This is a genomic window from Sodalis sp. RH21, from assembly GCF_047324175.1.
Classification (GTDB): Bacteria; Pseudomonadota; Gammaproteobacteria; order Enterobacterales; family Enterobacteriaceae; genus Acerihabitans.
The window spans coordinates 1872466-1885687 of the sequence record NZ_CP178732.1 but is presented as its reverse complement, the minus strand read 5'-3'; the positions used below and the strand labels follow the sequence as shown (position 1 = coordinate 1885687).

The following is a 13222-nucleotide window of genomic DNA, read 5'->3' as shown; positions in this document are numbered from 1 at the left end:
GCCGCCAGCGAAGCGGGCTTGTTGCCCGCTCATTGCGTTAATTCTGTTCGCTTACAAAATCTTTAAAGCAGCGTAATACCCGGCTCGTTTCGCGGCTTTTAAGCCAGATCATCAGCGTATCCACTTCACCGATCGCCGGGGTAATCCCATGGCTGCGGATGGAAAAGCCCTGCTCATACTGGCATACCACGTTTTCAGGCAACAGCGCTATACCCATACCCGCCGCGACGCATCCCAAAATAGCCTGAAATGAGCCGAACTCCTGCGGCGCGGCTTCGCTTATCCCCTGCTCCCACAACCAATGTTCGAGCCGCAGGCGATAATTACAGCCCTGGCGAAACGCCAGCGGGTTGGTCACCTGTAAATCCGCCCCGGTCAGCACATCGGGATGGCCGGCGGCGGTGACGAGCACCAGCGTCTCACGGCAAAGTACCGCCGAATTCAGCAGATCATGGCGAATCCCGTCGTTTTCGGCTACAAACGCCACGTCCAGTTCAGAGTTAAGGACCTGTGCCGTCAGCGGCCCGCTAGCCGAGGTGTTGAGATGCAGTTCTACCGAAGGCATATGCCGGTGGAACTGCGCGAGCAGGGGGGGAAGGCGCGTCGCGGCCGTGGTTTCCATTGCGCCGATGCGCAGCGGACCGACGGGATTCTTATCGCGCAGGGAAGTTTGCGCCTCGTCGATAAGCGCCAGTATCCGGTTGGCATAACGCAGCAGATGCTCTCCCTCGGGAGTGATATACAGACGGTTTTTCTCCCGGATGAACAAGGAGACCTCCAGGCCGGCTTCCAATTGCTTAAGCCGCGTCGTGACATTGGATGAAACGCAATGTAAACGCCTGGCCGCCGCCGCTATCGAGCCGGTATCCGCCACGGCTTTAAATACATTCAGAGAAGCGCTGTTCATTTCAATACCGCACTTTAAGTGAAGGTTACCGTCAATAATATTCACTTTTTATTATCATTTATACAGGCATGATAATAATTATTAACAAAATAACGACGAACATTATGAGTGCACATATGACAAGGGATATCACTGCCGCAGGCTCGCATCAGTTGCGTACCGCCATCTTTGGCATGATTGTGTTAGCGCTGGGCATGGGGGTAGGCCGTTTCTTTTACACGCCCATGCTGCCGGTAATGCTCGCGGAGGGAAACCTTGATTTTAATCAGCTCTCCTGGATCGCCAGCGCCAATTACGCGGGTTATCTGGCCGGCAGCCTGCTTTTTTCCTTCGGCGCCTTCCACCACGCTTCCCGCTCCCGCCGGATGCTGCTGCTGGCCGCCATTACGACCGGACTGCTGATTTCAGCGATGGCGCTATTCATACAGCCCGCCATCCTAATAGCCGTCCGTTTCCTGGCGGGTATCGCCAGCGCGGTCATGATGATTTTCGGTTCGATGGTGGTGCTTGCGCACACTCGCAGCGCTTTGGTTATTGCCTCGCTGTACGCCGGGGTGGGCAGCGGGATTATAGTGGGCAACGAGTATGTCATTACCGGGCTAAGCCACGCACTGACCGCAAAAACCCTCTGGCTGGGCGCGGGCGCCATATCATTGGCATTGTTGCTGCTGCTGGTCCTGCTTGCCCCGCCCAACGCCGGTTCGCCGGCCATTCCGGCAGCATCCGCGGGGGAAAGCCAGGTCATGCATTGGTGGCAACTGGCGTTGCTCTATGGCATGGCCGGGTTTGGCTATATTATCGTCGCCACCTATCTGCCGCTGATGGCGAACGGGCTGGGTATGCCGGCGCTGACGGCGCATCTCTGGTCGCTCGTCGGCCTGGCGATTATTCCCGGCTGCTATGGCTGGCTGTGGGCCGCGCATCGCTGGGGCATACTGAAAAGCCTCAGCGCCAACCTGGTAATCCAGGGGATTTGCGTTGTCCTGACGCTGTTCGGCCACTCCCCCCTGCTGCTGGTCCTGAGCTGCATCGGTTTTGGCGCAACGTTCATGGGCACCACTTCATTGGTTATGCCGCTGGCAAAACAGCTAATCGTACCGGGGAATATCAATCTTCTCGGCGTAGTAACGCTCACATACGGTATCGGACAAGTTATTGGCCCCCTGCTCGCCAGCATCCTGCAAACCGGTTCCAGCGCGGTGACGACGGCGACGGCCTGGGGCGCCGCGGCGCTCTTTATGGCGGCCGTCCTTTGCCAGTGGCGCCTTTATAAAAACAGGCGTTGAGCATGAAATCCCGTTCCCCCGTAATGTTGACTATCTGGAGATCAAATGCCCTACGTAAATATTAAAATCACCAACGAAGGCGTTACCGCCGAGCAAAAACGCCGGCTGATAGAAGGCGCCACGCAACTGCTGGTCGACGTGCTGAACAAAAACCCCGGCACCACTATCGTGATTATTGATGAAGTTGACACCGATAATTGGGGGATCGGCGGCGTCCCGGTCACCGAACTGCGCTAATCCGGGCTTGGCGCCGGTCTCCCCGTCCTGGGGCCTTGATAATCTACCAAAGGTAAGTTACTATTGGTAGGTTTATTAGGCTCATTGGAGACTGACCATGCACGCACTTATCGTCATCGCCCATCCCGCGCCCGGGTCGCTCACCCATGCCGTCGCCGGTCAAGTGGCGCAAGGGGTCGCCGCAGCCGGTACCGGGCATTGCGTTGAAATCGCCGACTTAGCCGCGGAAGGATTCGATCCGCGCTTCACCCGGGCCGATATCGCCCTGTCCCTGAAGCAGGCCGGGCCACCGGCCGATGTCGCCGCGGAGCACGCCCGGCTTGAGCGCGCGGACGCGCTGGTTCTGGTCTATCCGATCTACTGGTGGTCTTTCCCCGGGCAACTCAAGGGCTGGATAGATAGGGTATTTACCCAAGGCTGGGCTTATGACGACACCGACGGAAAACTGGTGAAAAAACTACGGCGTCTGCAGGTGCATCTCATCGCTATCGGCGGCGGCGATCAGAGGACCTATGCGCGGCATGGCTATGGCGGCGCAATGAAAACGCAAATCGACCACGGCATCTTCGATTTCTGCGGCGCGCGAGTCCGCACCTCCGAGCTGCTGCTCGCCTCCGATGCCGGATTTCCGGGTTCTTCCCTTGATGCGGCACAGGCGATCGGCCGCGGGCTGTTTAAATGATCGTATGAGAACCGGGCCTATTTGATCGGCGGGCCGGTTGCTTTGCTTTAACAGCACCTGATTGGAGTTCATTAGCAGTGAACCGATCGTGTTTTGCTATTTCGGTAATACGCCCGGCTCCGGCGTCCCTGAGCGCGGCGGCGGCCGCGCCGTCGCTGCGGGAGGATTATTTCAGCGCGATACGGACCACGCTGTCCGGGCCTTTCGTCGAGTTATCTTCGTTGGCGTCCTGCTTCACGGTGACATACAAGGTCCGTCCATCCGGTGAAACCAGCAGGCTGTTAGGATGGTTGTCGAATGACCAACTGTTTTTCACCGCATAGGTGGCGGCGTCCAGTTGCAGCACTTTTTTCGACCCGCGCTGGCTGATGTAAATCTCATTGCGTTTGGCATTAAATTTGATGCCCAGCGCGTCCCCATTAATACGTTTGATCACCTTGCCGCTGCGCTCATCAAATACCAGAGTGGTTTTCGCTTTGGAGTCGTCGGTCACGAACAGACGACCGGTCGCGGGATCTTCCGCCAGGTTCAGGAACAAATAAGCGTCGCCGTCGTCCGGCTTCCAGCGTTTTTCAATGCGGTGGCTGTGCGGGTTGATCGCTAAAATCTCGCCTGCGCCGTTCGCCGCGTAGAGGCGGTCCGTAACGGGTGAATAGATAATGCCCGTCACCCATTTGCCGGCATTTTTGATGCGGGTCTTCAATTGCATGGTTTGCGCATCCACCACCCAAATGACGCCGGGGTCACCCACGCCGCCAATATAGAGCTGGCCCTGATGCCAGAAAATTTCACGGGCACCGAGAGGATCGCCGTCGCCGTCTTTCTCGCTAAACATCAAGCGTTGCAGCACCTTGCCGCTTTTTGCATCCACCTTCGAAACGCCGCCATCCAATGTGTTGGTGGTATAAAGCACGCTGCCGTCGGGATCGATGGCCATGCCAAAATTTTTCAAATCGGTGTGGGTCTCGCCCTTGGCTGCCAGGGTAACGGGATCGAGACGATAGAGTACGCCGCCGTTAACGTCTTTAAACGACTGTGCGCTGGCGACATAAAGCGCCTTCGCCGCTGGGGAATAGGTCATTTCATACAATCCATCCCCTAAAACGCGCTGGGAAATTCCCGCATCAACCTGCTTCGGATTGACAGAGGCCGCAGCGGGGGCCGCAGCTTTTTTGGCCGGCGCCTGGCACGCCGTCAGGCCGAGCGATGCCGCCACCGCAATTGCCACCGCGGCTTTAAGCGGACTGAACACAGATTTCATTCTGAACTCCATCAATGGATGAACGTCTCCCGCCAAGGCTGGGCCGTGGCGGGAGACTCACAAAAAAGAATGAGAATCATACGCATTACAAAAACATAAGTAAACGCGATACCGCAGTCCGCAGGCGCCGCCCCTTTCGCCAAGCATCGTGACATCTTCAATAATAACAGTTTGTTACATTTGCTATAAAACATTCTCGATATTTATCTAACGCAAATCATTATCATTATCTTTCTCATTTCTTACTGCTCTTCTTTTTGCGATGCCGGCCGAGTAACGGTATTAACACCGGGTAACAACGCCGCATTGGCGTCAGGCCAATAAAAAAGAAGCGGCTCGTTTCGGATAACAACGTTCCTTACGGGAAGTATTTATGTCTTTCAATTGCAGGGAAGCCGGCGCAGGTAGGCGCGCGCCGGGTATCAAAAACGCGTTTACCGTTTCATTGCTGGCACTGGCGATTCATGGGCTCATCAATCCTGCACCGGCGCTGGCGGTTGAAACCGGTAGCGACACCCCGGCCCCGGCGTCAAACTCGCAGGAAGTCATGGTGGTTGATGCCACGGCTACGGGATCAACCAATGAGCAGCAGGATTACAGCGCCAAAACCACGCGCGCCGGCACGAAAATGCTGCTGACGCCGCGCGACGTACCGCAATCCCTCAGTATCATTACCCAGCAACGAATGCTGGATCAAAACCTGCAATCGGTGGGCGATGTGCTGGATAACACCACCGGCATTGCGGCAGAAGTGATTGATAGCGAACGCTCCGCTTACTTTTCCCGTGGTTTTCAAATTAGCAATTACACCTTCGATGATATTCCCACCTCGGTCAGCGATACATGGAATTTTGGCGATACCGGGGAAGATACCGCCATTTATGACCGTATCGAAGTGGTGCGCGGCGCCACCGGACTGATGACCGGCGCCGGCAATCCGGCGGCATCGGTGAATATGGTGCGCAAGCATGCCGACAGCAAAGAATTTACCGGCAATGTTTCGGCCAGCTACGGCAGTTGGAACAAGCAACGTTATGTCATGGACGTCTCCGGTCCGCTCAGCGAATCCGGCAAGGTGCGCGGCCGCGTCATCGCGGGCTATCAGGATCAGGACAGTAGGTTGGATCGCTACCATAAAAGCAAAAAATTCCTGTACGGCGTGGTGGACGCGGATGTGACCGACAACACCACGGTGTCGCTGGGCTACGACTATCAGCAAAGCAATACCGGCAACCCGACCTGGGGCGGATTGCCCACCTGGTACAGCGACGGTTCACGCACGCACTTTGATCGCAGCACCAACCCATCGGCGGACTGGACGCGCTACGGCATCGATTCGCGTAAAGTTTTTGCCAACGCAACCCATAACTTCGATAACGGCTGGAGTTTACGCCTCAATGGCACTCATGCGGAAGAGACATTCAACGATAAGCTCCTCTATATCATGGATTTTCCTGATGTCGTGACCGGCGAGGGCATTTCCGGATTCGGCAGCAAAGACCGGGGGACACGTAAGCTGGACTCGGTAGATACCTACGCCACCGGCCCCTTCGGGCTCTTCGGCCGTCAGCATGAATTGGTGGCCGGCGTCAGTTACAGCCGTCAGCATAACGCCACTTACAGCGCGAACGGGCCTATGGATACCGACCAAATGGGCAGTTTCAACCATTGGAGCGGCGATGTGGCCGAACCGGCATGGGAAGACTGGTACCTCAATGCCGATGATGTCGTGCGGCAGAAATCCGCCTATACCGCCGCGCGCTTCTCGCTGGCCGACCCGCTGGCGCTCATCGTCGGCGCGCGCTACACGCAGTGGGAAACCAGCGGCAGCAGCGGCGACATGAGCAAGAACAACCTCACCCCCTATGGCGGGCTAGTGTATGACATCAACGATGCCTGGTCGGCCTACGCCAGCTATACCTCCATCTTCCAGCCCCAGACTTATCGCAATCGCAACGGCGGCTATCTCGCGCCGATTACCGGTAAAAATTATGAAACCGGCCTGAAATCGGACTGGATGAATGGTCGCCTGACGGCAACGTTCGCCGTGTTCCGTATCGAGCAGGACAACGTGGGGCAATCCGACGGCGACAACCACGTCAACGGTTCCAGCGAGCAGGCTTATTACGCCGCGAAAGGCGCGGTCAGCAAAGGCGCGGAATTTGAACTTAATGGCGCGGTGACGGACAATCTGCAGATGACGTTCGGCGCCACGCGCTATGTGGCCAGGGATTCCTCCGGCCGTTTTAACAGCAATATGCCGCAGACCTCATTCAAACTGTTTAGCCGCTATCGGCTTGCGACGATGCCGGATCTTACCCTTGGCGGAGGCGTGAACTGGCAAAACCGCACCTTCCAGGACGGAACCGGACCGGATGGTGAAACGAAGCGTGTTTACCAGGGCAGCTACCCGCTGGCCAACCTGTTCGCCCGTTACCAGGTAACCAAACAGCTCGCGCTGCAGGCCAACATCGACAATCTGTTTGATCGCACCTACTACTCTTGGCTGAGCGACTACGCGGTCTATGGGGAATCGCGCAATTACTCCGTCAGTCTTTCTTATGCTTTTTGATGCCCCCCGGCCCCGTGCCGGGGATGTTGTCGGTAGTCATTTATGCGGGGCTGGCGTAGGCCATCGGCGCCGCCTCGCCCCTGCAACAATGTCTGCAATAACATGGCGACAGCAAAAATTTCCGCGAGTTCATTAATATCTTTTTACATTGCTAATAAAAATAAATACAATTCTCATTCGCATTGTTGTCTGGGATGTTTTCACGTGTTTATTTCTCGCCAAAGGCGCTAGCGGTGAAAGATACCAAATGTGCAGCATTTCTCATCCATGAAAAATGTGTTTCCTTTCAACCAATTGAAAATATTTGCATATCTTAAGGGTAACTCATGTTTTTTGCTCCATATCATAATAGAGAGAACGGCGTCGGCGGTTCCGCTGCCGCTCTCCTCCCGGTTACATCGCTGTCCTGTCTTGCCGTGCTGGTCGCCGTTGCGCTGCACGCGCCGTACGCCTCGGCCGCTGAAACCGCGCAAAAAGAAGAAACCCTGGTGGTGGAAGCAGCGAACGCAAGCGCGGCCGACACCGCGGCAAGCGACTACAGCGTCCCGGTCACCCGGGCCGCCACCAAAATGGCTCTCACCGCGCGCGACACGCCGCAATCCATCAGCATCATCAGCAAGCAGCGTATGCGGGACCAGCAGCTGAATTCGCTGGGCGACGTGCTGCGTAATACCACCGGGATAACGGAGAAGGTGGCGGATTTTGACCGCCGGACCTATTACTCGCGCGGTTTTTTAATCGATAACTACCAGGTCGATGGTATCCCAACCGTATTTGAAGAGCGATGGAACCTGGGCGATGCCGCGTCCGATACCGCCATCTACGACCGCATTGAAGTGGTGCGCGGCGCCACTGGCTTAATGACCGGCGCCGGCAATCCTTCGGCTTCGGTGAATATGGTGCGTAAGCACGCCGACAGCCGTGAAGTTACCGGTAATGTCTCCGCGAGCTACGGCAGTTGGGATAAGCAGCGTTATGTGGCCGATCTTTCCGCGCCGCTGACGGACTCGGGCAATGTGCGCGGGCGGATCATCGCCGGCTACCAGGATAACGACAGTTATATCGATAACTACAGCGCCAATAAGAAATTCCTGTATGGCGTGGTGGATGCTGATTTGACCGATTCCACCACCTTGTCCGTGGGCTACGAATATCAGGAAACCAGCACCAATAGCCCGACCTGGGGGGGCGCGCCGCGCTGGTACGCCGATGGCGGCAAAACCGACTACAGCCGCAAGTTCAATACGGCGCCCGACTGGGCCTACAATGACAAGGACACCCGAAAAGTCTTTGCCACCGTGAACCAAAAATTCGACAACGGCTGGCAGTTCACCCTCAACGGCACCCATACGGAAAACACCCTCGACAGTAAAATGCTGTATATCGATGGCTACTTCGATAAAAACACGGGTATCGGCGTTAGCCCTTATGCCAATTACCCCGTGGTTGGCGGAACCGGCTACAACACCGGCAAGCGCAAGGTCGACGCCGTCGATGCCTTTACCAGCGGCCCTTATGAATTATTCGGGCGCAGGCACGAGCTGATGGCGGGCGTTAGCTATAGCAAACAGAACAACCGCTATTTTAACGCCTGGGCCAATCTCTCCCCGTCCGACGTGGGTAATTTCAATAACTGGAATAGCGATTTCCCGGAAACGGAATGGAATGAGCGTACCCTGGCGCAGGAAGATACCATCCGCCAGAAGTCCGCCTATACCGCTACCCGGATTTCGCTGGCCGATCCGCTGAATTTGATCGTCGGCGCCCGTTATACTAATTGGAGCGCCAACACCCTGACCGCCGATATGGAGAAGAACAACGTCACGCCTTATGCGGGGCTGGTGTATGATATTAATGATACCTGGTCCGCTTACGCCAGTTATACCTCGATCTTTAAGCCACAGACCTATCGCGACCGCAGCGGCAGCTACCTTTCCCCCGTCACCGGCAAGAACTATGAAACCGGCGTAAAAGCCGACTGGTATAACAGCCGGCTCACCACCTCATTTGCGGTATTCCGCATTGAGCTGGAAAACGTGGCGCAAAGCACCGGTTCCATTATTCCCGGCACCACGGAAACCGCCTACTATGGCGCCAAAGGGGCGGTAAGCAGGGGCGTCGAGTTCGAAGCCAACGGCGCATTGACGGATAACTGGCAGATGACCTTCGGCGCCACCCGCTACATAGCGGAAGATCGCAATGGGGATGCGGTAAGCCCGACCCTGCCGCGCACCGAACTGAAGTTATTCAGCACTTATCGCTTGCCGATGCTGCAGGATCTGACCGTCGGCGGCGGGGTCAATTGGCAGACGCATATCTGGCAGAACGTAGAGGCGCCGGACGGCAACGGCACCCTGCGCGCGGAACAGGGCAGCTACGCGCTGGTCAACCTGTTTGGCCGCTACCAGTTGACGAAACAACTGTCGCTGCAAGCTAACCTGAATAACCTGTTCGACAAAACCTACGATACCGCCGTTGAGCGATATACGGTATATGGCGAGCCGCGTAATGTGACGGTAACGGCCAACTATAGTTTCTAGGCCGATAGTAAATGGCCCCTTGCGGGGCCTTTGTTATTAATGTCTATTGCGCACTCCCGCGCCGGCCTGGGCCGCGTATCACCCCAGCATCGCGGTACTGAGCCGGCTGGTGCAGCACCGCCTGCCCTGTTCGTCAAAAATCACGATTTCCCAGCACTGGTTAAGCCGCCCCCTATGCAGCGGCAGGCAGACGCCTCGCACCTTCCCCTGCGATACGGCCCGATGATGGGTTACGCTGAGCTCGGTGCCCACCACGCATTGCCCGTCGCCGGTGGTAAGAAACGCCGCCATTGAACCGAGGGTTTCAGCCAATGCCGCGGACGCGCCGCCGTGCAGCAGGCCGAACGGCTGATGCGTGCGGGCATCCACCGGCATTTCCGCTTCCAGCCGGTCATCGCCGATGGCCGTATAGACGATGCCCAAGTGGGCGACCAACGTCGCTTTGCTGGTGGCATTGAGCTCCTCCAGACTTAAATGGCGTTGCCAAATCATGTCAGGCCCCAAGTGTCGAACCGCCATCCACTACAATGTCCTGCAGCGTAATATGGCTGGCGTAGTCGGAGGCGAGAAACATAATAGTGCCCGCAATTTCATGCGGACGCGCGATTTTACCCAATGGAATGCCAAGCTTGTATTGCTCGGCAAAACCGCGGATGCGCCGTTGTTCCGCGTCGCCGTCGGCCCATAAGCTACGCTGCATGTCCGTGTCGGTTGAACCGGGGGACACCACATTGCTGCGCACCCCTGCGTCCGCCAGTTCAAGGCCCACCGTCAGCGCCAGGCTTATCAGCGCCGCTTTCGACGCGCCGTAGGCCGACATGCCGATGCGCGGCGTATGGGCCGCGTCCGAGGCCACCGTAACGATCGCCCCGCCCCGCTGGCGGCGAAACTGCGGCATGGTCTGCTGAAACAGGTTAAATGCCCCGCCCACGTTTACCGCAAATACCTGCCGCCAGTCGTCCATGGCCAGCGCGTCCGTGGCGCCCATCCGCAAGATACCCGCGGCGTTGACCAATACATCCAAGCGATCCGCCTGCGCCAGCAAACGCCGGCATACCCGGGCGACCTGCGGGGCATCCGCCACGTCCATTACTTCGGTATCGAACGGATAATCATCAAGGCCGAAGTCAAGATCGAATCCGGTCACGCGGGCGCCCGCATCGGCAAACGCCAGCGCGGTGGCATAACCTATTCCTTTACCGGCCCCGGTAACCCAGACCGATTTTCCGCTAAAGTCCAACCCGGCCATTACGCGTGTTCCTTGCGGGAAAGCAGCGCCCACCAGGCATCGATAGTGGGGTTTTTCGCCAACATAACAAAATCGATATCGTGGTGGACCCTGCGCCAGCGGGCGGCGAGGCCCATGATGCGCACCGAATCCAGTCCATAATCGACCAGGTTTTCATCATCTTCCGGCACATCGGATTCATCCAGCAAGGGCGTGATCAGGTTACGCAGGCCCGTTTTGCTTAGCGGCACCGGCAGCAAATCGTCCGTCATCACCACGCGCCCCGCGCGCCCGGCCACATATTTCAGCGCCATCAGGTGATCCTCGCGGCTGAAATCCGCCAGCGCATCGGCGACCATAAACGGCTTGATATCGCGCATAAAGGCGTCGGTGGCGGTGGTCATGCAGCCGATATGCGCATATACGCCGGTAATAATCAGCTGATCGCGGCCGCTTTCCTTTAGCATTTGCTCAAGGGGGGAGCGGTGAAACGCGCTATAACGCCACTTATCCAATACCGTATCGCTTGCATCGGGCGCGAGCTCGGCCACCACGTTGCGCAGCCCGGGATGCTGATTCAGGCCCGGACCCCACATATCATTTAGCAGCGCCCGGTCCTCGCCGGTCTGTTGGCCGGGCTGCGCGGTGTAGTAAACGGGAATATGCTGCTGTTTGCAGTACTGCCGCAGCGCCGCGATCCGCGTTATCACCTGGCCTATCATCGGGTTGTCGTCACCCCAGAAATGGATGAAGTAATCTTGCATGTCATGAATGAGCAGCGCGGCATGTTCCGGCTCAAAGGCCCAGTTCACTTTATTGGGCGGGATATCCTGCAACACAGGAAGCTCGTATGCGTTCAATTTTGCGATAGCCATATCTTTTTCTCATTCAGGATGCCGGCGGGCGCTGGGCCAGACGCTGGCGTAATTGTTTCTTATCGACTTTGCCAACCGCGGTGAGCGGCAACGACTCCACGCATTCCACGCGATCCGGCAATTTGAAATCCGCCACGCCCAATGCCCGCAGATAGCGGCGGATGTCCACCGCTTTTATCGGGCGCCGGGTGACCAGATAAGCGCAGCTCTTTTCGCCCAGCAGGCTGTCGTCCATACTGACCAGGGCCGCATGAACGATCGCCTCATGGCGCAACAGCAGGTTTTCGATTTCTTCGGCGGCGATTTTTTCACCGCCCCGATTGATCTGATCTTTTTCCCGTCCGTGAACCGTAATGTAGCCTTGCGCGTCGATGGCCACCAAATCACCCGAACAGTAGAATCCGTCGGCGTCAAAAGTCTGCCGGTTATGCTCGGGGCTTTGATAGTAGCCGCGGAAAGTATAGGGCCCGCGCGTCATAAGCCGCCCGACCTGGCCCGCCGGCAAAGGATTGCCATGCTCATCGGCTACCCAGACTTCATCATCCGGGCACATCGGACGCCCCTGGGTGTTGAAAATATGCTCATCGTCGTCATCCAGGCGGGTGTAATTTACCAATCCCTCGGCCATGCCGAATACCTGCTGAAGCTGGCAGCCCATTTCCGCCGGAATTTGCGCGGCGAGCGAATCGGAAAGCCGCGCCCCGCCCACCTGCAGCAGCCGTAAGGACGCCAGCTGCGTATTACCGCCCCCTTCGCGAATGGCCTGCAGCCATAAACTGACCGCGGGAGGAACCAGGGCCGTGACGTTGATTTGATGTTTTGCTATCAGCGGGAAGCAGCCCGTGGCGCTCGGATCGCCGGCCAGCACCACGCGCCCCCCGGCCAGGAATACCCCCAGCGCGCCCGGGGAGCTCAAGGGGTAATTATGCGCGGCGGGCAGCGCGCAAAGGTAGCGGGTCTGCGCCGTGAAATGACAGATTTCGTTGCTGCGGCGAATACTGTAATAGTAATCGTTATGGGTGCGGGGAATCAGCTTCGGCGTACCCGTGCTGCCGCCGGAAAGCTGAAACAGCGCAACGTCGTCGTCGGCGGAGGGAATCAGGTGCGCGCGTTGTCCCGCAGCGGCCATCAGCGCCGCCAGGGAGTAATCCCCTTCCCCGTTGCGCAAGGCAATAACGCGCAGCGAAGGGCATTGCTCGACCAGGCTGTCGAGGTATTCGTCATTGTGAAACAGCGCATGGCCGCGATCGGCTATCAGCAACGATGGCGCAATCTGGCGCGCATAGGCGCCGAGTTCCGTACGCTGATGGCCGAAAAGCGCATTCACCGGCGCAACGCCCAGCTTAAGCAGGGCAAACAGCGTGATATAAAACTCCGCCACGTTGCCCAGCTGCACCAGCGCCGTTTCGCCTCGTTCCAGCCCTCTGAGCCGCAGCGCGCTTGCCAGATTGGTAGACAGCTGGTCGAGCTCGCGGTAGCTATAGCAACGTTCGCCATCGATAACGGCCGTTGCGTCGGAGTCTGCATGGCGGGCCAGAATGTCCGTCAAAGGCAGATCGATCCAATAACCTTTCTCACGATAGCGGCTTGCGAATGCATCTGGCCAGCGAGTAAAAGGGATGGTCATGATAAGT

11 protein-coding genes are annotated in these 13222 nt (G+C 57.5%); 5 read left to right on the top strand and 6 right to left on the bottom strand.

Annotation, left to right across the window (positions count from 1 at the left end; translation table 11 throughout):
- Window positions 1–37 precede the first annotated feature (37 nt).
- Window positions 38–907 (bottom strand): LysR substrate-binding domain-containing protein, encoded by an 870-nt coding sequence (locus ACL2XP_RS08620; protein ID WP_413738316.1) that lies wholly within the window; start codon window positions 905–907, stop codon window positions 38–40.
- A gap of 116 nt (window positions 908–1023) precedes the next feature.
- On the opposite strand from ACL2XP_RS08620, the gene ACL2XP_RS08615 reads away from it, so the two are divergent.
- The 3 genes from ACL2XP_RS08615 to ACL2XP_RS08605 all read left to right on the top strand — a co-directional run bounded on the left by ACL2XP_RS08615 (window position 1024) and on the right by ACL2XP_RS08605 (window position 3112).
- The gene (locus ACL2XP_RS08615) at window positions 1024–2193 is read left to right on the top strand and encodes an MFS transporter (RefSeq protein ID WP_413738314.1); all 1170 of its coding nucleotides are present in this window, start codon (window positions 1024–1026) and stop codon (window positions 2191–2193) included.
- A 45-nt stretch (window positions 2194–2238) separates the two neighbouring features.
- Window positions 2239–2430 (top strand): 2-hydroxymuconate tautomerase family protein, encoded by a 192-nt coding sequence (locus tag ACL2XP_RS08610; protein ID WP_413738312.1) that lies wholly within the window; start codon window positions 2239–2241, stop codon window positions 2428–2430.
- A gap of 97 nt (window positions 2431–2527) precedes the next feature.
- Window positions 2528–3112 carry an NAD(P)H-dependent oxidoreductase gene (locus ACL2XP_RS08605; protein WP_413738311.1) on the top strand — a complete coding sequence of 195 codons (585 nt, stop codon included), beginning with the start codon at window positions 2528–2530 and terminating at the stop codon, window positions 3110–3112.
- A gap of 166 nt (window positions 3113–3278) precedes the next feature.
- Here the strand turns inward: ACL2XP_RS08605 and ACL2XP_RS08600 are convergent, their stop codons facing one another.
- Window positions 3279–4373, bottom strand: a complete 1095-nt coding sequence (locus ACL2XP_RS08600) for a YncE family protein (RefSeq protein ID WP_413738309.1) — start codon at window positions 4371–4373, stop codon at window positions 3279–3281.
- Window positions 4374–4746: 373 nt separating this feature from the next.
- Here ACL2XP_RS08600 and fhuE (ACL2XP_RS08595) point away from each other — a divergent pair, with 373 nt between their 5' ends.
- Entirely contained in the window at window positions 4747–6945 is a 2199-nt protein-coding gene (fhuE, locus tag ACL2XP_RS08595; protein ID WP_413738307.1) for a ferric-rhodotorulic acid/ferric-coprogen receptor FhuE, read from the top strand.
- Window positions 6946–7271: 326 nt separating this feature from the next.
- Window positions 7272–9485, top strand: coding sequence for a ferric-rhodotorulic acid/ferric-coprogen receptor FhuE (gene fhuE, locus ACL2XP_RS08590; RefSeq protein WP_413738306.1), 2214 nt, complete (start codon window positions 7272–7274; stop codon window positions 9483–9485).
- 78 nt (window positions 9486–9563) lie between these two features.
- Here the strand turns inward: fhuE (ACL2XP_RS08590) and entH are convergent, their stop codons facing one another.
- The 4 genes from entH to ACL2XP_RS08570 are packed head-to-tail and all read right to left on the bottom strand — an operon-like array spanning window position 9564 to window position 13215.
- A complete protein-coding gene (entH, locus tag ACL2XP_RS08585; RefSeq protein WP_413738304.1) occupies window positions 9564–9977 on the bottom strand; it encodes a proofreading thioesterase EntH in 414 nt (137 codons plus the stop codon).
- 1 nt (window position 9978) lies between these two features.
- Window positions 9979–10734: a 2,3-dihydro-2,3-dihydroxybenzoate dehydrogenase EntA gene (gene entA / locus ACL2XP_RS08580; RefSeq protein WP_413738303.1), complete on the bottom strand. Its 756-nt coding sequence runs from the start codon at window positions 10732–10734 to the stop codon at window positions 9979–9981.
- Entirely contained in the window at window positions 10734–11588 is an 855-nt protein-coding gene (locus tag ACL2XP_RS08575; RefSeq protein ID WP_413738301.1) for an isochorismatase family protein, read from the bottom strand. Before ACL2XP_RS08575 ends, entA begins: the two co-directional genes overlap by 1 nt.
- 13 nt (window positions 11589–11601) lie before the next feature.
- Complete coding sequence (locus ACL2XP_RS08570; RefSeq protein ID WP_413738299.1) at window positions 11602–13215, bottom strand: (2,3-dihydroxybenzoyl)adenylate synthase; 1614 nt, start codon at window positions 13213–13215, stop codon at window positions 11602–11604.
- Window positions 13216–13222: the final 7 nt, after the last annotated feature.

Coding starts and splice junctions, on each gene's coding strand:
- fhuE (WP_413738306.1), top strand. CDS start 7,272: ATGTTTTTTGCTCCATATCATAATAGAGAGAACGGCGTCGGCGGTTCC.
- ACL2XP_RS08610 (WP_413738312.1), top strand. CDS start 2,239: ATGCCCTACGTAAATATTAAAATCACCAACGAAGGCGTTACCGCCGAG.
- entH (WP_413738304.1), bottom strand. CDS start 9,977: ATGATTTGGCAACGCCATTTAAGTCTGGAGGAGCTCAATGCCACCAGC.
- ACL2XP_RS08570 (WP_413738299.1), bottom strand. CDS start 13,215: ATGACCATCCCTTTTACTCGCTGGCCAGATGCATTCGCAAGCCGCTAT.
- ACL2XP_RS08615 (WP_413738314.1), top strand. CDS start 1,024: ATGACAAGGGATATCACTGCCGCAGGCTCGCATCAGTTGCGTACCGCC.
- ACL2XP_RS08575 (WP_413738301.1), bottom strand. CDS start 11,588: ATGGCTATCGCAAAATTGAACGCATACGAGCTTCCTGTGTTGCAGGAT.
- ACL2XP_RS08605 (WP_413738311.1), top strand. CDS start 2,528: ATGCACGCACTTATCGTCATCGCCCATCCCGCGCCCGGGTCGCTCACC.
- entA (WP_413738303.1), bottom strand. CDS start 10,734: ATGGCCGGGTTGGACTTTAGCGGAAAATCGGTCTGGGTTACCGGGGCC.
- ACL2XP_RS08620 (WP_413738316.1), bottom strand. CDS start 907: ATGAACAGCGCTTCTCTGAATGTATTTAAAGCCGTGGCGGATACCGGC.
- fhuE (WP_413738307.1), top strand. CDS start 4,747: ATGTCTTTCAATTGCAGGGAAGCCGGCGCAGGTAGGCGCGCGCCGGGT.
- ACL2XP_RS08600 (WP_413738309.1), bottom strand. CDS start 4,373: ATGAAATCTGTGTTCAGTCCGCTTAAAGCCGCGGTGGCAATTGCGGTG.